Annotated in this window: 16 protein-coding genes and 1 pseudogene; all 17 read left to right on the top strand. The window is 36.0% G+C overall.

Annotation, left to right across the window (positions count from 1 at the left end):
• Positions 1-79: 79 nt before the first annotated feature.
• The 17 genes and pseudogenes from ftsZ (at position 80) to HN643_03355 (ending at position 17670) form a co-directional block, all read left to right on the top strand.
• Entirely contained in the window at positions 80-1330 is a 1251-nt protein-coding gene (gene ftsZ / locus HN643_03435) for a cell division protein FtsZ (protein MBT7500695.1), read from the top strand.
• Between the two features lie 171 nt (positions 1331-1501).
• Entirely contained in the window at positions 1502-2191 is a 690-nt protein-coding gene (locus tag HN643_03430; protein ID MBT7500694.1) for an HAD-IB family phosphatase, read from the top strand.
• A gap of 126 nt (positions 2192-2317) precedes the next feature.
• Positions 2318-2629, top strand: a complete 312-nt coding sequence (locus HN643_03425) for a hypothetical protein (protein ID MBT7500693.1) — start codon at positions 2318-2320, stop codon at positions 2627-2629.
• Positions 2630-2864: 235 nt separating this feature from the next.
• Positions 2865-3209: a hypothetical protein gene (locus HN643_03420; protein MBT7500692.1), complete on the top strand. Its 345-nt coding sequence runs from the start codon at positions 2865-2867 to the stop codon at positions 3207-3209.
• Between the two features lie 777 nt (positions 3210-3986).
• The gene (locus tag HN643_03415; protein MBT7500691.1) at positions 3987-6050 is read left to right on the top strand and encodes a ribonucleoside triphosphate reductase; all 2064 of its coding nucleotides are present in this window, start codon (positions 3987-3989) and stop codon (positions 6048-6050) included.
• Positions 6051-6185: 135 nt separating this feature from the next.
• Positions 6186-6329, top strand: a complete 144-nt coding sequence (locus HN643_03410) for a hypothetical protein (GenBank protein MBT7500690.1) — start codon at positions 6186-6188, stop codon at positions 6327-6329.
• Between the two features lie 103 nt (positions 6330-6432).
• Entirely contained in the window at positions 6433-7119 is a 687-nt protein-coding gene (locus tag HN643_03405; GenBank protein ID MBT7500689.1) for an anaerobic ribonucleoside-triphosphate reductase activating protein, read from the top strand.
• A gap of 102 nt (positions 7120-7221) precedes the next feature.
• The gene (locus tag HN643_03400) at positions 7222-7542 is read left to right on the top strand and encodes a hypothetical protein (GenBank protein ID MBT7500688.1); all 321 of its coding nucleotides are present in this window, start codon (positions 7222-7224) and stop codon (positions 7540-7542) included.
• Between the two features lie 174 nt (positions 7543-7716).
• A complete protein-coding gene (locus tag HN643_03395) occupies positions 7717-8931 on the top strand; it encodes a trypsin-like serine protease (protein MBT7500687.1) in 1215 nt (404 codons plus the stop codon).
• Positions 8932-8994: 63 nt separating this feature from the next.
• Positions 8995-10110, top strand: a complete 1116-nt coding sequence (locus HN643_03390) for a peptide chain release factor 2 (protein MBT7500686.1) — start codon at positions 8995-8997, stop codon at positions 10108-10110.
• A gap of 45 nt (positions 10111-10155) precedes the next feature.
• Positions 10156-11250, top strand: coding sequence for a CapA family protein (locus HN643_03385; protein MBT7500685.1), 1095 nt, complete (start codon positions 10156-10158; stop codon positions 11248-11250).
• Between the two features lie 78 nt (positions 11251-11328).
• Positions 11329-11720 (top strand): annotated as a pseudogene (locus tag HN643_03380) (four helix bundle protein).
• Positions 11721-11802: 82 nt separating this feature from the next.
• The gene (locus tag HN643_03375) at positions 11803-12735 is read left to right on the top strand and encodes an NAD-dependent epimerase/dehydratase family protein (protein MBT7500684.1); all 933 of its coding nucleotides are present in this window, start codon (positions 11803-11805) and stop codon (positions 12733-12735) included.
• A gap of 62 nt (positions 12736-12797) precedes the next feature.
• The gene (locus HN643_03370) at positions 12798-14006 is read left to right on the top strand and encodes a hypothetical protein (GenBank protein ID MBT7500683.1); all 1209 of its coding nucleotides are present in this window, start codon (positions 12798-12800) and stop codon (positions 14004-14006) included.
• Between the two features lie 4 nt (positions 14007-14010).
• Entirely contained in the window at positions 14011-15558 is a 1548-nt protein-coding gene (locus tag HN643_03365) for a hypothetical protein (protein MBT7500682.1), read from the top strand.
• A 13-nt stretch (positions 15559-15571) separates the two neighbouring features.
• Positions 15572-16087 carry a class I SAM-dependent methyltransferase gene (locus HN643_03360; protein MBT7500681.1) on the top strand — a complete coding sequence of 172 codons (516 nt, stop codon included), beginning with the start codon at positions 15572-15574 and terminating at the stop codon, positions 16085-16087.
• 185 nt (positions 16088-16272) lie between these two features.
• On the top strand, positions 16273-17670 hold the full coding sequence (locus tag HN643_03355) for a radical SAM protein (GenBank protein MBT7500680.1): 1398 nt from the start codon (positions 16273-16275) through the stop codon (positions 17668-17670).
• Positions 17671-17753 lie beyond the last annotated feature (83 nt).

Raw genomic sequence — 17753 nt, 5'->3', positions numbered from 1 at the left:
TTCAATAAAAAAAGTAAGTGGTAAGTACTGAGTACTAAGTTTCAATTTATTATTTATTATTTATTATTTATTTTTACATATGCCAGAAGTAAAACCAGAAATTCAAACATTTGCAAAAATTAAAGTTATTGGCGTAGGTGGAGGGGGTAGCTCAGCAGTTAATCGCATGATTCAGGCTCGCGTTAAGGGAGTTGAGTTTATTGTGGTTAATACAGATTTACAGGCTTTGCAAAACAGCATGGCTCCTACCAAAATACATATTGGCAAAAGCACAACTCGTGGTCTAGGCGCAGGGATGAACCCATCCATTGGACGTAAGGCCGCAGAGGAGTCTCAGAATGAACTTAGAGAGGTTCTAAAGGGCGCAGACATGGTATTTATCACTTATGGTGCAGGTGGTGGCACAGGTACGGGTTGTGGCCCAAAGCTAGCAGAAATTGCTAAGGAATTGGGGGCTTTGACTATTGCTGTCGTTACTAAACCATTTTCTTTTGAGGGTGGACCAAGGAAGCGCGTAGCTGAAGATGGACTAAATGAACTTAGTGGTAAAGTGGATACATTGATTACAATTCCTAACGATAGGATTTGGCAAATTATTGATAAAAAAACACCACTATTAGAAGCTTTTGGTGTGGTAGATGAAGTATTAAGACAGGGTGTTCAAGGTATTTCAGAAGTAATTACTTTGCCTGGTTTAATTAACGTGGATTTTGCTGATGTCAAGACTATTATGGAATCCAGTGGTTCTGCTTTGATGGGTATGGGTGAGTCTTCTGGTGACAACCGGGCAGTTGAAGCGGCCAAAGCAGCGATTTCCAGTCCGTTATTAGAATTATCTATTGAAGGTGCGAAGGGAATTTTATTTACCGTTACAGGTGGCCCGGATATTACTATGTATGAAGTCAGTGAAGCTGCGAAAGCTATAACTGAATCAGTAGATAATGATGCAAGAATAATTTTCGGTGCAGTTGTTGATGAAAATTTAAAAGATCAAATAAGGATTACTGTCGTAGCCACTGGATTTGACGAATTGATGGCTAAAAATTCAATGTTAAGGTCACCGGTAGCAGCTAAATCCGCACCATCTTATTTTGCTTCAAATAGAATAGCAGAACAACCAACTGCAATGTCTATGGAGAAAGCTCAAGATGATGATGAGGATTTAGGATTTGATGCAAAGACACTAGAACAAAAAACGTTAGAACCAGAACCAGAAGATCCTGATAAGATTAAACCAGAAGACGTTATGGTTGGAACTACTCAAACAACGACTACAGGTGATGATGAAGATTTAGAAATTCCGGCTTTTATTCGCCGTAAAATGATGTAAGTCAGTTAAAAAGTTGAAAGTTGAAAAGTTTATAAAGTAGGATATGGAAGGGCGACTGAGGTCGCTCTTCGTTTTACAAGCTATTTTTTACTGTTTACAAATTACTAATTACCCGTCTCGCCCGTTCGCAAGGCTTACGTGCGGACGAGGCGGACTATTTACTATACTTATATGAAAGAATATAAAGGATTATTATTTCTTGATCTAGACGGTACTTTTTTCCGTTGGTCTTTGTTTTTGTATATGGTTGATAAATTGATCGAGACTGGTATTTTTAATGAAATGATTAGAAAACATTTTAATGTTGAAGAAAAAAAATGGCGAGAACGCAAGGGTAGTTACGATGAATATCTATATAAAGTAATAGAAATATTTGAAGCGCGCATTTCTGGAGTTAAGGTAGAAGATTTTGAGCTTTTGGGTAGGGAAATGGTTGCTGAATACAAAGATCAAGTTTATCGTTATACTAGAGAATTAATTAAGGAAAAAAAAGAACAAGGTTGGTATATTACAGCGATCAGTTGCTCTCCCGAGGAAGCAGTAAAGCCGTTTGCCGAAGCTTGGGGGATGAATGAATCTCACGCAGCGGAGATCGAACAGGTAGATGGTCGCTATACTTCAATGAGAAGTGTTCCGCATGATAAAGCTAGCATTGCCCAAAAAATTATGCAGAGACCTGAATTTGCGGACATTCCAAAAGAAAATATTTGGGGCATAGGTGACAGTGAAGGTGATATTAACTTTTTAGAAATCGTTGGTCACCCAATTTGTTTCAATCCAACTCTTCCCTTATATCAAGAAGCTCAAAAGCGAGGATGGAATGTAGTTGTGGAAAGAAAAAATGTAGTTTATAATATTTAGGTGATGGTAGTTAAGATTCTTAAGTAACCCTTAGTTTCCTGCCTCGACTGTCCAATAATTCATCCAGAAGTAATAATTTGGTCGGGCAAGGCGGGCTTTATTTCGTATTTCTTGTTTCTGTTTTATATGAAAAACATTCCCCCCATAACAATTGATCGCGAAGTTATAATTGATAATTTCCGAAAAGACATAGAAGACCTCCAAAAAGAACAGAAGGAGATTCTAGGTCGTCTTGCAGCTGAGGGTGAGTTGGAAAAGGTAGCCCTGCAAAGTTCTGAGGGAGCTGAGCAACTTAAAAGGTATGTTTCAATCAAGAAACGACAATTAGCTATACTTAATGATATAGCAAGTCGATTTCCCGAGGATTATCATTTGTATTTAGAAATGCACAGGCTAGTGCTTGGAGATGGGAAGTCTCACAAAAATCATTCGTCTTAAAATATAAAACATTTTAAGTTAACAAATGAAACTAAAATATATGGGAAAATTTGATTTACCTATCCCAGGGCTAGAAGACCCAAAGACAAAGAAAAAACTTGCTGCTGGCGGCGAAATAAGCGAGGCCGCTGAAAAACTTAAAGGATAAGATATCTTAAAAGGCTCCGTTATGCGGAGCTTCTTTTGACATTCTTGTTAAATAACATATAATATAGGAGATTTAATGAAAAATTATATGAAGAAAGGACAACCAAATTTAGAAGTACCTACCGAATGTGATGAAGATGAAGATTCTTCATTTTTAATTAATGAAAAAAGTGGCGAAAAGTTGCCAATGTCAAGGGTAACAGATGAACATCTGGAAAAAGCTAGGGCGATTATTGATGCTAGAATGGCTTTGTTTAATTATGCTCAAAGTAAGCCAGAAGAATACCCGCAGATTAAATTTGGCAATTCTTCTCGTATGATTGAAGACTTAAGAAAGTCGAAAGATCCCAATAAACAAGATTCTGAATATGATCGTTTAATCGATGAATTGGAGAATGCAGAGCAAGAATTGGGGTTTAAATTAATAATTTGAGGTCATAGCAGAAAAGCGGGTCATTCATTGATTTGCTTTTTGGTTTGCCGACGATTTGGGTTTTGATCAATGTCATGCTGAGTTTACCGAAGTATGACATTGTATGAAATCAATCAGAAGAGCTGTCTTTGTCGTCCTTCGGTAAACTCAGGATGACAAGGGGGTTCACATATTCCAACAGGCAGGTGGAACGCTGGAGGAAAGGTACATGTTTTACTAATACTTATCCACAGTTTTTAAATGTCAGATTTAAAAATTATGCGACACTTAAATAAAACCAAATTTTACATCAAAGTTTAAATTTTCTTTAAACTTTGAAGCGATGTTGTATTTGGTATATAATGGATAGAGTGAAGGATGCAAACCAAAATCAGATTTAGAAGCTGAAAAAGGAGGTGATTTTGCGAAGCGACGACATAGGAGTAACTGTAAGTTACTTCAAGGAGGATCGACAAAAAAATCAGTCATTTTTTGGCTTCCCTCCGGGCGGTTCAATTTTGCCCTTATTCTGCATTACTCGTCTCTCATGATGCTTTTAGCATCGTTTCGTTCCTCGTGCTTTGAATAAAAACAAAATTGATACCGCTAAATCAATTTTGGCTTGCATCCTGCACTCTTAATAGCTCATGAAAATTAGAGACCAAATGAAAGCGGTTTTTTTTGTTTAGGTAGGGCACAAGAAGTGCCTGTTGATTTTGTTTATTTTGGAAAGTTGAGTATTGGTAATTATGAATTTATTTAGAATTTAGAAATTAGTATTTAGAATTTTACTAAAGTATGGTTTACACAGCTAATAAAATTATTCAGGTAAGAAAACGTGATGATAGGATAGTGGATTTTGACCAGGAAAGAATTTCCTTGGCGATTTTTAATGCAATGCGCGCGGTCGGAGAACCGGACAAGGAAAAAGCAGAAGAGTTGAGTGATTTGGTATTGGAGTTACTTAATAAAAAATTTCATGAAAGATCTATACCAGCAGTTGAGGAAATTCAGGATTTAGTAGAAGAGGTGATAATTGAGAGTAAATTGCTCAAGGTTGCTAGGTCTTATATCATCTATCGAGACCAACATTCAAAGTTGAGAGACTTTCAATCAATGATCAATTCAGACGAATTAATGGAAAGTTATTTAGGCCAGTTGGATTGGAAAGTCAAGGAAAATAGCAACATGGATTATTCTTTGCAAGGATTGAATAACTATGTGGCTTCAACCATTAGTACGAATTATTGGTTAAATAAGGTTTATTCTCCTGAAATTAAAAATGCGCACGTTGACGGTGATTTTCATATTCATGATTTACAACTTTTAGCACCGTATTGTTGTGGTTGGGATTTTAAAGATCTATTACTCAAAGGTTTTGGAGGTGTTCGGGGTAAAGTTGAAAGTAAGCCACCAAAGCATTTTGGTACTGCTCTTAGTCAGTTAGTTAATTTTTTCTATACTTTGCAGGGTGAAGCGGCTGGCGCACAGGCAGTTTCTAGTTTAGATACTCTTGTGGCACCATTTATTCGTCATGATGGATTGGATTACAAACAGGTCAAGCAACAGGTTCAGACATTTTTATATAATATCAATGTGCCAACTCGAGTTGGTTTTCAAACCCCATTTACTAATGTCACCCTTGATCTATTTCCACCTTCAAGTTTAGCTGGTGAGTCAGTTATTATTGGTGGTGAACCACAAAAGGAAACCTATGGTGAATTCCAAAAAGAAATGGACATGTTTAATCAAGCATTTATTGAAATTATGACCGAGGGAGACAGAAAAGGGAGAGTGCTTAGTTGGCCAATTCCAACTTATAATGTGACTGCAGATTGGGATTGGGATGCTCCAATTATTGAAAAAATTATGGAGATGACTTCTAAGTACGGTATTCCATATTTCTCCAATTTTATTAATAGTGACATGAGCCCAGATGATGCTCGTAGTATGTGTTGTCGCCTACGTTTAGACAATAGGGAGCTACGTAAGCGTGGTGGTGGCTTGTTTGGAGCTAATCCTTTGACTGGATCAATTGGGGTGGTCACAATAAATATGGCTAGACTGGGTTATACTTCCGAAAACAAAGAACAATATTTTGAAAGACTGGCTTACCTAATGGATTTAGCAAAGAAAAGTCTAAAAGTTAAACGGGCAGCCTTGGAGAGATTCACAGAAGGTGGCCTTTACCCTTATTCAAGATTTTATTTAGCAGTTATCAAGGAACGATTTGGTCAATATTGGAAAAATCATTTTAATACCATTGGTTTGAATGGTGTTAATGAGTCTTGTTTAAATCTTTTGAAAGTTGACATTACTCATCCTGAAGGTCATAAATTTGCTCGCCAAGTTTTAGATTTCATGCGAGAAAGAATGATGGATTATCAAAATGACTCTAACGAATTGTTTAACTTGGAGGCTACCCCAGCAGAAGGTACAGCTTATCGATTTGCTCGATTAGACAAGGTCAAATTCCCAGAAATTGTTGTTGCCAATGAAGAAGCAGTTGGAAGTCAAGGAGCAGAGCCATATTATACTAATTCCACTCAATTGCCGGTTGGTTATACTGATGATATTTTCGAAGCTTTGAAATTGCAGGATGATCTACAAACTAGATACACTGGTGGTACAGTTTTGCATGGTTTTATTGGTGAAAGGTTGCCGTCTGCGGAAAGTACTAAGGCTTTGGTCAAGAAAATAGCAGAAAATTTCAAGTTGCCATATTTCACAATAACACCTACTTTTAGTGTTTGTCCGCAACATGGTTATATTGAGGGTGAGCATGAATATTGTCCCCATTGTGATGAGGAAATGGGTTATATTGATGATGCAATTAAATTAGAAAATATAAATAAAAAATAAAAAATAAAAGTAAATTGATAATTGATTGTACCATGAACTATGACTTTGTTAAGTTCACGGCAAGCTGATATACTGAAGTGATTATAGTTTTTATAATAGTCCGTATATTCTGCATCAATCCGTAATCCGTAAATTATGTCAATCAAGATGCAAAGACAAAAATGTGAGGTTTATTCACGAGTCGTTGGTTACCTAAGTCCAGTTCAACGTTGGAACGATGGTAAAAAAGCGGAATTCTCTGATAGAAAAACATTTAATAAAGTTTTACATAAAGTATAATGTTAAGTAAAAGTCCAAAGGTAAAAGTTTACAGTATAGTCTTTAGTCATAAGTTTCTTAGTAAATACTTTTACCTTTTACCTGTGGACTTTTAATTTACTGTATGCTTATCGGAGGATTACAAAAAACAACTTTATTGGATTACCCAGATAAAGTAGCAGCGACAGTCTTTACTATAGGATGCAATTTTCGCTGCTCTTTTTGTCATAATCCAGATATTGTAAAAGGGATAGCTAAAGTAATTGCTACAGATGAGATTCTTAATTTCTTAAAGAAACGTAGAAAACTTTTGGATGCAGTATGTATTACTGGGGGAGAGCCAACAATTCAAAGTGGGCTGATTAGTTTTTTAAAGAAATTAAAAAATTTGGGTTATTTAGTTAAGTTGGATACCAATGGAACTAATCCAGAGTTGTTGCAAAAGTTAATTGATAAGAAGTTAGTTGATTATGTGGCAATGGACATTAAAGCTCCTTGGCGAAAATACGCCAAGGTGACTTGTCGTAAACTGGACTTATCAGCAATTAAAAAAAGTGTTATAATATTAAAGAAGGGAAAAGTTGATTATGAGTTTAGATCAACTATTTTGCCAGCCTTGCATTCACCTGAGGATATAGAGTCCATGGCGAGGCAAATTAAAGGAGCGGATAGATATTACCTACAACAATTTCAAGTAAGTGATAAGCTAGTGAGTGATGATTTTGTAATTGAACGACCATATACCAAAAAGCAACTTAATGAAATAGTTCAACCCTTAAAAGAATGGTTTAGAGTTTGTAGAGTTAGATAAAAAACACGGAAAACACAAGAAAACACAGAAAGCACAAGAAAACACAAATAAACGTTAATTGATTTGATGGTTTCGTGATTTCGTGGTTTCGTGATCCCACATATGGAGGATTTACAAAGACAAATAAACAAAAATCTAGAATATACCAAAGAGATTCATACAATGGTTAAAAAAATCCGGAAGTATATTATTTTTCAACAAATTTTTAGTGTAATAAAAATTGTTGTTATTGTCGTTCCTTTAGTTATAGCAGTTATGTTTGCTTTACCATTTTTTAAAGAAGCATTAAATACTTATCAGGGAGTGATGGGTAATTTAAATAAGACAAGTGCTCCTGATACTAATAATATATTTGAAATGATTAATCAAATTCAAGGAACATCAGGCCTTAATAAAGCAGAAATTGAAGAGTTCTTAAAATGAAATAAGTAATATTGTGTAGGCAATGGTTTTTGTTTATAGTATATTACTTATTTTTTTGTGAATAACAAACACGGAAAACACAAAAACACAGAAAGCATAAAAAAACATAAGAAAGAAGAAAGCAGTGTGATGTTTTCGTGATTTCGTGGTTTTGTGATTTCGTGAATAAAAAATATGCAGAGAAAAAATCAAGGGCAATTCGCTTTAACAATTATAGTTGCCTTAGTTGTTGGCGCTATAGCTGGCGCCTTTGGTTCTTTTTTTCTTAAACCTTATTTAGAAAGTTATCATTGGGGGCAGGAATTTTTAGGCAATAACCCCATTGTGAAAAACGCAAATACCAAGGTTTATAAAGTTACGGAAGAGTCATCTACAATTGATGTGGTGAAGGACGTTTCACCATCTGTTGTTAGTATTGTAATTACTAAAGAGTTGAGTAATTATTATAATTTAACCGGTCCTAATGTTTTTGATTATTGGAATTTTAGTGGGACATTACCGCAAGAGGAAGAAACTCAAAAAAGAGAAGTTGGTGGAGGAACTGGATTTGTTATTGATTCCGAAGGACTAATTTTGACTAATAAGCATGTAGTTAGTGATCTCGAAGCAGAGTATTCTGTGATTTTTAATGATGGAACTAAGCATGAAGCTACAGTTTTGGGACGGGATCCGGTAAATGATATTGCGATTTTGAAAATCGAAGCTACGGATTTACCAGTGGTTGATTTAGGGGATTCTGACGATTTAGAAATTGGACAAACGGTAATCGCGATTGGTAATGCTCTCTCAGAATATCAAAATACTGTAACCCGTGGAGTTATTAGTGGTATTGATCGTCAAATTGTAGCAGGTGATAATTATGGCAAATCAGAAGTTTTGGATGGTGCTATTCAAACGGACGCGGCAATAAATCCTGGTAATTCAGGTGGCCCGTTACTTAATTTGGATGGGCAGGTTATTGGTATAAATACAGCAGTTAACTGGCAGGGCCGTTCTATTGGCTTTGCTATCCCAGTTAATCAAGCCAAAAATGTTATAGAAAGTGTTAAGGAGTTTGGAGAAATCATTCGTCCATGGCTTGGGGTTCGTTATGTCCAATTAAACGCAGAAATTGCTGGTCTGAATAATCTAGATTATGAAAATGGTGCTTTAGTTGTACGTGGTGATAGCGAGACTCAGTTAGCAGTAGTCCCAGATTCACCAGCAGACAAAGCAGGTTTAGTTGAAAATGATATTATTCTTGAAGTAAATGGTGTTAAACTGGATGGTGAACATACTTTATTAAATGAAATTGCGAAATATAAACCAGATGAACAGGTTGAACTAAAAATTGTTCATGACGGTGAAGAAAAGGTGATTACAGTTATTTTGGTTAAACGTGAAGAGTAATTATAAAAATGTACAATTCATAATAATTATTAGGTATTGGAAATTGTGTATTGGTTATTGCAAATGCAGGATATCATTAAACAACTAATTGAATTAAAAGACCGGCTGATGAAAGCCTGGCAGGTGGTTGGAATTGATAGCAAAAAGCAACAAGTGATTGAGTTACAGCACAAAATGAGTGAACCTGGATTTTGGAATGATCAGGACAATGCAAAGCAAATCAGTCAAAGAGCCAGTGACCTGGAAGAGGAGGTGACCGATTGGGAAAAAATAAAAAAAGATATTTATGATTTATTGGAAATCACTCAGTTAGACAAAGATGATCAGACCGTTGATTTAAGAGAGGAGGCAACCAAACAATTAGGAATATTCAAAAAAAAGTTTGAGCAACTAGAGTTTGCTCTTCTTTTTAAAAATAAATATGATCACTCTAGCTCAATTATGGCAATTCACGCCGGTGCCGGTGGAACCGATGCTCAGGATTGGGCAGAAATGCTCTTGAGAATGTATTTACGTTTTTGCGAAATTCAAAACTGGAAAACTCAAATTATTAGTTTGTCACCGGGGAGTGAAGCCGGAGTCAAAAGTGTCTTGTTTGAAGTTAAAGGTAGGAATAGTTATGGTTATCTCAAGGCAGAAAAGGGGGTACATCGTTTAGTTAGAATTTCACCTTTTGATGCTGAAAAAATGCGTCATACCTCTTTTGCTTTGGTGGAAGCGTTGCCACATGTGTCTGATCAAGTGGAAATTGAAGTGAAGTCAGAAGATTTGAAAATTGATACCTACCGAGCTAGTGGTCATGGTGGGCAGGGTGTTAATACTACAGATTCAGCTGTGCGAATCACGCATTTACCGACAAAATTAGTAGCAACTTGTCAAAACGAACGTTCCCAGCAACAAAATAAGGAAACGGCAATGAAAATTTTAACTTCAAAATTGCAACAATATTATGAAGCAGAAAAAGAAGAAGAAAAGCAAAGACTTAGAGGTGAATATACGGAAGCGGCTTGGGGAAATCAAGTTCGGTCTTATGTTTTACATCCTTACAAAATGGTAAAGGATCATCGTACGAATTTTGAAGTTACTGACACAGAAGCAGTTTTAAATGGTAATATATTAGAGTTTATAGAAACTTATTTGCGACAGGAGGCCTGCCCAGACCCGACCAAAACTACATAGTGATGGATTTCAAGTCTAGTCGAGGCTGGCGCAGGTCAAAAAAGTATGAAAAAACTAATCATAATTGTAATAGCTCTTGGCGTAATTGGCGCTGGTGGTTTTATTTATTGGGAATCGCAAACTGACGAAGTAGAGACAGTGGTAAGTTTTGATCCCCAGGGTTTAATCAGTTTGGATGAATGGCAAGCGGAACAAGAGAAAGTTGCAAAAGTGAATTTACAAACCAAGGCGCAGGAGTTGATGGAGCAAGGTTTTTCTTTGCTGGCAGTTGGTGACGTAATGCTGTCTCGGATGGTCGGCCAGAAAATGGTTAAATACGATGATTACCATTATCCGTTTTTGAAAGTGCAATCATTACTTAGTTCTGCTGATATAACTTTTGGTAATTTGGAAAGTCCAATAATTGCTGGCTCGCCGGTTCTGACGGGATCTTTTGTTTTTCGAGCTGACCCTGAAACAGCTGAAAGTCTAGATTGGGCCGGTTTTGATGTAATGACTTTAGCGAACAATCATAGTTTAAATAAGGATGAAGCAGGATTACAGTCAACCTTTGATCATTTAAAGAAATATTCTATTGATTATTTTGGGGCGGCAGAAAATTTAACTGAGCTGGATAATCAATTAGTCATCAAAGAAGTAAATAAATATAAAGTTGGTTTTCTCGGGTATGCTTATGGCCCAGATTATTACGAGGCAGATAACGGACCTGGAATTGCCTTGATGCAGGAAAGTCGTTTAGTTAAAGATGTTCAAAATGCGAAAGAAAAGGTTGATTTCCTGGTTGTATCTATGCACGATGGAGTAGAATATGAACATGAAAGTAATGTTCATCAGCAAAAATTCGCTCATTTGGCAATTGACCAAGGCGCAGATTTAGTAATCGGTCATCATCCACATGTTGTTCAAGAGCTTGAAATTTATAAAGATAAATATATATTCTACAGTTTAGGAAATTTTGTATTTGATCAGATGTGGTCGGAGGAAACACGACAGGGTTTAGCGGTTAAATTAAGAATAAATATGGATGGCGTGCAAGAAGTGGAATACTTTCCAGTTGTAATTGAAGATTTCGCTCAACCACGCTTAGCTGACGAGAAAGAACAAGAAAATATCATGAAATATCTTCAATTAAAAGATTAGGATTTAGGATTCAAGGGCCAGGGGCAAGGGAAGGTTTAGTGGGCAAGGTTCAGGAATAGGGAGATTAAGATTATAAATATGAATGAGAATCATAATGATTACAATTATTCTAAGAAAGAAGCGTTATATAAGAGAATGTTCAAGTTTGCAAAAGATTGTCGTGCTTTGGTAAAGCGGTTGCCAAAAATTTCAGCAAATTTTGAAGATAGCAAACAATTAATTAGATCTTCCGGGTCAGTAGGAGCAAATTATATCGAGGCTTGGGATGCAATTAGTAAAAAGATGAATTACATAGGTTAAAAATTAGTCGAAAAGAAGCAAAGGAGAGTAAACATTGGTTAGAACTTTTAGATTGTGAAGATGATCAATCTATTGAAAAAGAAAGAAAAAGACTTTCTCAAGAAGCATTGGAATTAACTAAAATTCTAAGTACTATTGTTGGAATAGTAGAGAAAGCCAAAAATGAATAATTCTACAGTTCGCTTGAATCTTTCTTTCTTGAACCTTAATCCCTCCCTTGCCCTTAATTTTTTATACATAAAATAAAATCATATGTTTAAACCAAAAGTTCTAGTCACTGGTGGCGCTGGTTTTATCGGCTCACACCAGGTCGATGCTTTAGTAATGGCGGGTTATAAGGTAGTGGTGGTTGATGATTTATCCAGCGGGAGTAAAAGCAATGTTAATGCTGAGGCAAAATTTCATCAACTGGATATTCGGGAAGAAAATAAATTGAGAGCTGTTTTTGAACAAGAAAAACCGCAGTTTGTTTTTCATTTTGCCGCGCAAATGAATGTTAATCGTTCAGTGGAGGATCCAGTTTTTGATGCAGACGTAAATATTATTGGTAGTTTAGGGTTATTGGATTTATGTGTTGAGTTTGGTGTCAAAAAAGTAATGTTTTCTTCAACTGGTGGAGCTTTGTATGGCGAAGCTGAGATGGTGCCAACACCAGAAAACTATCCTTGTGAACCAGAATCACCGTATGGAATTGCTAAGCTGGCAGTGGAAAAATATATCCGATTTTACAGTCGACAGTATGGACTTGAGCACGGTATTATGCGGTATGCAAATGTGTATGGACCAAGGCAAAACCCCAAGGGCGAAGCTGGAGTAATTTCAATTTTTGCTCAGAAATTACTAGCTCGACTACAGCCAATTATTCATGGTGATGGTCATCAAACCCGAGATTATGTTTTTGTTAGTGACGTGATTAATGCAAACATGCTATCTTTCACTAGCCCAGAGAGTGATACTTATAATATTGGCACAGGCAGGCAATCAACTGTAAATGAAGTTTTTGGTCATATTCGAAAGAGCTTAGCTTCTTCAATTGAGGCCAAGCATCAAGATGTTTTTCATGGTCAAAACGTTAGTTGTCTCAGTTCATCAAAGATAGTCCAAGCTTTGGGTTGGAAACCGGAGGTTGAATTAGCTGAAGGTATTGAAAAGACTGTTAAATGGTTCAAGTCACAAAGCGTATAATGTGACCGTATACTCTATAACAATTTTTGTTTACCAGTTACTTTTTACTATTTACTAATTTTATGCATAGACACGATAAAATTTTCCCTCACAATCAATCAGTTGAAGGATTGATTGACAGCTTCAAGCACACGAAGTTGTCAGGTTCTTTGACAGCTTTGTATTCCAATAGAATTATACAGCAGTTCGCCGGGGGATTGTTAGGTTTGTTTCTTCCAATTTTTTTCTATATAGCGTTTGATTTTTCTTTATATAAACTGCTTTTGTATTATCTTATCAGCTGGAGTATTTGGGTTTTGATTATTCCGATTGGCGCTATGATAATGTCTAAGATTGGTATGAAAAAGGCCTTAATTATTTCAGTAATATTTGGGACTGCCCAGTTTTATTTCCTCCGGTTGTATGACTTACATTCACTTTTGTACATATTAATTTTTGTAATTTTCGCAGCAACTTTAGATAGGTTGCTTTACTGGGTGCCGTATCATACTGATTTTGCCAAATTCACAGATCGACGAACTCGTGGTAAGCAGATTTCGTTTTTAGTGTCCATTGCTTCTTTGGTTAGTATTTTTACACCATTTATCGCGGGGTATGTTATTAATGCATACGGGTTTGATGCCTTGTTTCTGTTTGTGATAATTATATATATCATGTCAGTTATCCCATTATTTTTATTACCAGATATTCGGGAAAATTTTTCATTTGGTTATTTTCAGTCCTACAAAGAAGTTTTTAGTAAAAAGAATAGACGTTTATTATTGTCCTATGGTGCGGATGGTATGCAGTCTATGGTTGGTATTGTAATTTGGCCTATTTTCATTTGGTTATTGTTGGATAAAAATTATGAGACAGTCGGTTTAGTTTCGTCTTTAATTGTTTTATTTAGTTTGCTTTTGAGGTTAATCATGGGCGAATTTTCAGACCGTTATGATAAACACAGAGTTTTGCGTTGGGGGACAATTCTAAATTCTTTTGGTTGGTTATTTAAAATGTTTGTGGGCACAGGTTTTCAAATTTTTATTGCTAGTACTTATCACAGTTTTGCCAGTATTGTTATGCGTACACCGTTTGATGCTCTGATGTACGAAAAGGCCGCCGATAGTGGACATTATGTAGATGAATATACAGTGGTTAGAGAAATTTCCTTAAATTTTGGTAAGGTCGTAATGATTGGTCTAGTAGCAGGAGTATTTTTCATAACCGGAGGTTCTTTTGTAGCAGCTTTTTTAATGGCCGCTATTGCCGCTTTGCTCATTAACGTTATTTAAGGGTATGTGCAAGTCAATCACAAAAAACTGGAGGTATATAGCCATCCTGGTGGTAATTGTTTTGATTGGGTTGCTAGTGCGATTGCCAGAGTTTAGAACAGTTATACCTGGGCAAATTGACAGTTCAAAGGTAATTTGGTTTGATGAAGCATTGTCAATTCATTATGCTAGTTTGGACTTTGAAAGTTTATTTAATATTTTAAAATTTGACTCCAGTCCGCCATTGTTTTATTTGCTACTTTGGTTATGGCAAAATATATTTGGGAGTAGCCTCACAACCTTAGTTTTATTGCCATTCATTTTTAGTCTAGCCAGTATAGTTAGCGTCTTTTATCTGGCTAAGGAAATTTTTAATAAAAAGATAGGTCTTTTAGCGAGCCTATTTTTTAGTTTGTCAGCTTTAAACATTAGTTACGCCACAGAATTAAGGACTTATTCTTTGCTGGTATTTCTGGTTAGTTTGTCCATGTTGTTTGGCTGGAAGGGCTGGCAGCATAATCGAAATCGCGATTGGATTTTGTACATTGTTTTTACTTTATTAAGTTTATATTCTCATTATACGGCCATTGTTTACTTGGCAATTTGGTTTGTTTTGTTGTTGTTTTTTAACCATCATAAATGGCAGAAGATTCTTAGTGTACATAGCCCAATATTCCTACTTTATGTTCCGCAATTTTTATATTTTAGTCGTTGGCAGGATTTATGGGCCGGAGATTCTAGGTTAACTCCATTTTTTCAGCGTACTTTTTCTCATGGCGGTTATCAGGAGTTTTTATTGTATTTAAAAAGTTTAGTTTTTGGTAAAATATATTTGGCCGATTATTCTTTATTGCTGGGCGGTTTCGTATTTCTGCTTTTGGTGTCAATAACTGCTTATTTCTGGTCAGAGAGGAAAATGCGTTTTCTGTTTTTTCTAATTTTGGGAGGTTATGTTGGTTTAGCAATTCTAAAATGGGTTTATGTGCCCAAGTATTTTATAATTTTTACTATTCCGGTAGTAATATTTATCGCCAGTGCATTGTTTCAAATTAAAAACTTGTTGCTCAAAATAGGAGCGTTCATATTAATCATGATTCTCTTTTCAATAACTGTTAATGCTAATCGGGCAACTTCAATTCAGGACCAGTTTTTATTTTATGCACCCAGTGCTTATGAGTTTATTGAACAAAATGAACAACCTGGTGATTTGATTCTAACGGATCACTTTAATGATTTATCATTACCACATTATTATCATGGCGATTCAGAAGTTGAACTGTTTATGCCGTATGAAAATAATTTGGCCACGGCTGATCAACGTTGGCGTTACTGGGATTACAATGTGATGACTGAAGAAAATGTGGGATTAGTTCAAGGTTTAATTGAAAATAATCAACGGGTTTGGTTTTTTAATTATTTACCACAGAGCTCGGGGGTCCAAGATCCGTCTGGTTACTTAGTGAATTATTTGAAAGAAAATTTAAATCCTGTAAAATACTATTACTTTCCTGATAATAGTGAAGCGGTTCAGAAAGTAGAATTAATTCTGTTCGAGAAAAATGTTATTGACTAAATATAGAGCAAAAATGATAGCCAAATTGTATAAACCATACCTAGCTTCAGGTGTGGATGTTTTAGATATTGGTTGTGGGAATGGGGAAGTGTCTGACTATTTTCTTAATAAGTTTGAAATAAAATTAGTTGGTACGGATATTGATCAGTATTTAAAAAAGAAAATTGAATTCAAAAAAATGACTGATCTTGAAAAATTGCCATTTCCGGACAAACAGTTTAAAGTCGCTATGTTTAATGATGTTCTGCATCATACTGAATGTATTGAAAAATTAATTGCAGAATCTTTACGAGTGGCAGAAACAGTTTTGATTTTTGAAATGCAGGGAAATTTTTGGGCGCGTTTGATTGACAAGGGGATTAACTGGTTCCATCGTCCGCAAATGCCAGTACCTCTTAATTTTAAAAATAAAAAACAGTGGAATGAACTCTTAACTAAACTTAACTGTAATTATAAAGTTGAAGCTGTGAAAAAGCCGTTTATTGGTTATCCGTTGGAACATTTGTTTATTGTGGTAAACAGTAAATGACAACTTTCACCCTATCTCATTATAGTGGGACAAGTTCAAATTACATGTTTCTAAAAATTGACGCATTAGTTTCCACTCACTAAAACCAGTCATCCCACCCACCCTCCCCATTGAGAGGCCTGGCGGCCGGCCTGGTTCCTCCTCTCCTTGTTCGTCGTTACCTTTTTATTAATCTTAAATTTTTAATGTCAAAAGTTTTACTAATCAATCCACCAACGGGTGTTTACATCCGAGATGATCGTTGTCAGGTCCCTGTTCGTGGATTGACTTCCAGTTTACGTATGCCTTTGGACTTGGCCTATATGGCCACCGCCTTTTTGAGGTATGATTGGCAAACAAAAATAGGGGACTATCAGGCGTATGTTGATGGGCTGGCCAGATTTAAAAAAGATTTAAAAGAATTCCAGCCAGATTATTTAATTGTTAGTGTGACTACGCCAACTTTATTGAGTGATATGGCAATTTGTATGCAAGCTCGACAGTTGAAACCAGATTTGAAAATTATTGTAAAAGGTGCGCATATTACAGCAAAGGCAGAAGAGGTTTTAACTCAATTTCCATTTGTGGATGTGGCAATTATTAATGAATATGAAAAGGTGGCAGGGCAGTTGGCTCAAAATCTATCTTTACAACAAATCCAGGGAGTTGTTTTTCGAAATGAAGGTCAGGTTGTTGTTAATCCTTCGGCTGAATTAAATTTAGATTTGGATGAGCTGGGAATGCCTGCCCGCCAGTTGATAGATAATGCCTTGTATACTCGGCCTGACACTGGCGAGCTGCAAACTTCGATTCTGACGAGCCGTGGCTGCCGGAACCGTTGTTCCTTTTGTTTAGTGAGCTTTCTTTCCGGCAGCCACGTAGCGAACCGAACGTCTGGTAGCGTAATTCAGGAGATTGAGCAGTGCCTGGCGCAGTTTAAAATAAGCAACTTTTATTTCCGGGCAGATACCTTTACTTGGGATCGGGAATGGGTAATTGATCTTTGTGAAAAAATTATTAAATTAAAATTACCAATTCAGTGGGTTTGTAATAGTAGAGTGGACACCATTGATCTCGAGTTGGCCCAGATTATGCGACAAGCTGGTTGTTGGATGATTGGTTTTGGTATTGAAAGTGGTCAGCAACAAATATTAGATCAGGTTGCCAAGAATATTGATTCTGAGCAAATTGAAAAGGCAATACAGGATTGTAAAGAAGCTGGGCTGAAAACTTATTTATTTTATATACTGAATTTACCAGGTGAGAATTTAATCAGTTTAGAGCAAACTCTGAAGTTGAACCAAAATTTAAAACCTGATTTTGCGGAATTTCATTTAGCTTATCCTTTCCCAGGAACTAAGTTGTATGATATGGTTATTCGAGAGGGGTTGATCAGTGATCAGGAATTATATAATGCGGACGTGTTTAATTTTTATTTACCAAATCCAAATTTAACAATTGACCAGCTTAAACGGTTTCGACAAAAAGCCATAAAGCAAATGTATTTACGACCAAGTTATATTTGGCAAACCTTGAAACAAATAAAATCTTTCACTCAGTTGAAAAATTATTGTAAAAAGGGATTTGAAGTAATTAGTAAATAGTCCGCCTCGTCCGCACGTAAGCCTTGCGAACGGGCGAGACGGGTAATTTGAATAATTGTTGTTATAATATTGGAGCAATATCT

The organism is Candidatus Falkowbacteria bacterium (assembly GCA_018674305.1).
Taxonomy (GTDB): domain Bacteria; phylum Patescibacteriota; class Patescibacteriia; order UBA11705; family JABHMO01; genus JABMRF01.
Note: the sequence above shows the minus strand (reverse complement) of the source record. Positions and strands in the feature narration are given on the sequence as shown.

Coding starts and splice junctions, on each gene's coding strand:
- ftsZ (MBT7500695.1), top strand. CDS start 80: ATGCCAGAAGTAAAACCAGAAATTCAAACATTTGCAAAAATTAAAGTT.
- HN643_03430 (MBT7500694.1), top strand. CDS start 1,502: ATGAAAGAATATAAAGGATTATTATTTCTTGATCTAGACGGTACTTTT.
- HN643_03425 (MBT7500693.1), top strand. CDS start 2,318: ATGAAAAACATTCCCCCCATAACAATTGATCGCGAAGTTATAATTGAT.
- HN643_03420 (MBT7500692.1), top strand. CDS start 2,865: ATGAAGAAAGGACAACCAAATTTAGAAGTACCTACCGAATGTGATGAA.
- HN643_03415 (MBT7500691.1), top strand. CDS start 3,987: ATGGTTTACACAGCTAATAAAATTATTCAGGTAAGAAAACGTGATGAT.
- HN643_03410 (MBT7500690.1), top strand. CDS start 6,186: ATGTCAATCAAGATGCAAAGACAAAAATGTGAGGTTTATTCACGAGTC.
- HN643_03405 (MBT7500689.1), top strand. CDS start 6,433: ATGCTTATCGGAGGATTACAAAAAACAACTTTATTGGATTACCCAGAT.
- HN643_03400 (MBT7500688.1), top strand. CDS start 7,222: ATGGAGGATTTACAAAGACAAATAAACAAAAATCTAGAATATACCAAA.
- HN643_03395 (MBT7500687.1), top strand. CDS start 7,717: ATGCAGAGAAAAAATCAAGGGCAATTCGCTTTAACAATTATAGTTGCC.
- HN643_03390 (MBT7500686.1), top strand. CDS start 8,995: ATGCAGGATATCATTAAACAACTAATTGAATTAAAAGACCGGCTGATG.
- HN643_03385 (MBT7500685.1), top strand. CDS start 10,156: ATGAAAAAACTAATCATAATTGTAATAGCTCTTGGCGTAATTGGCGCT.
- HN643_03375 (MBT7500684.1), top strand. CDS start 11,803: ATGTTTAAACCAAAAGTTCTAGTCACTGGTGGCGCTGGTTTTATCGGC.
- HN643_03370 (MBT7500683.1), top strand. CDS start 12,798: ATGCATAGACACGATAAAATTTTCCCTCACAATCAATCAGTTGAAGGA.
- HN643_03365 (MBT7500682.1), top strand. CDS start 14,011: ATGTGCAAGTCAATCACAAAAAACTGGAGGTATATAGCCATCCTGGTG.
- HN643_03360 (MBT7500681.1), top strand. CDS start 15,572: ATGATAGCCAAATTGTATAAACCATACCTAGCTTCAGGTGTGGATGTT.
- HN643_03355 (MBT7500680.1), top strand. CDS start 16,273: ATGTCAAAAGTTTTACTAATCAATCCACCAACGGGTGTTTACATCCGA.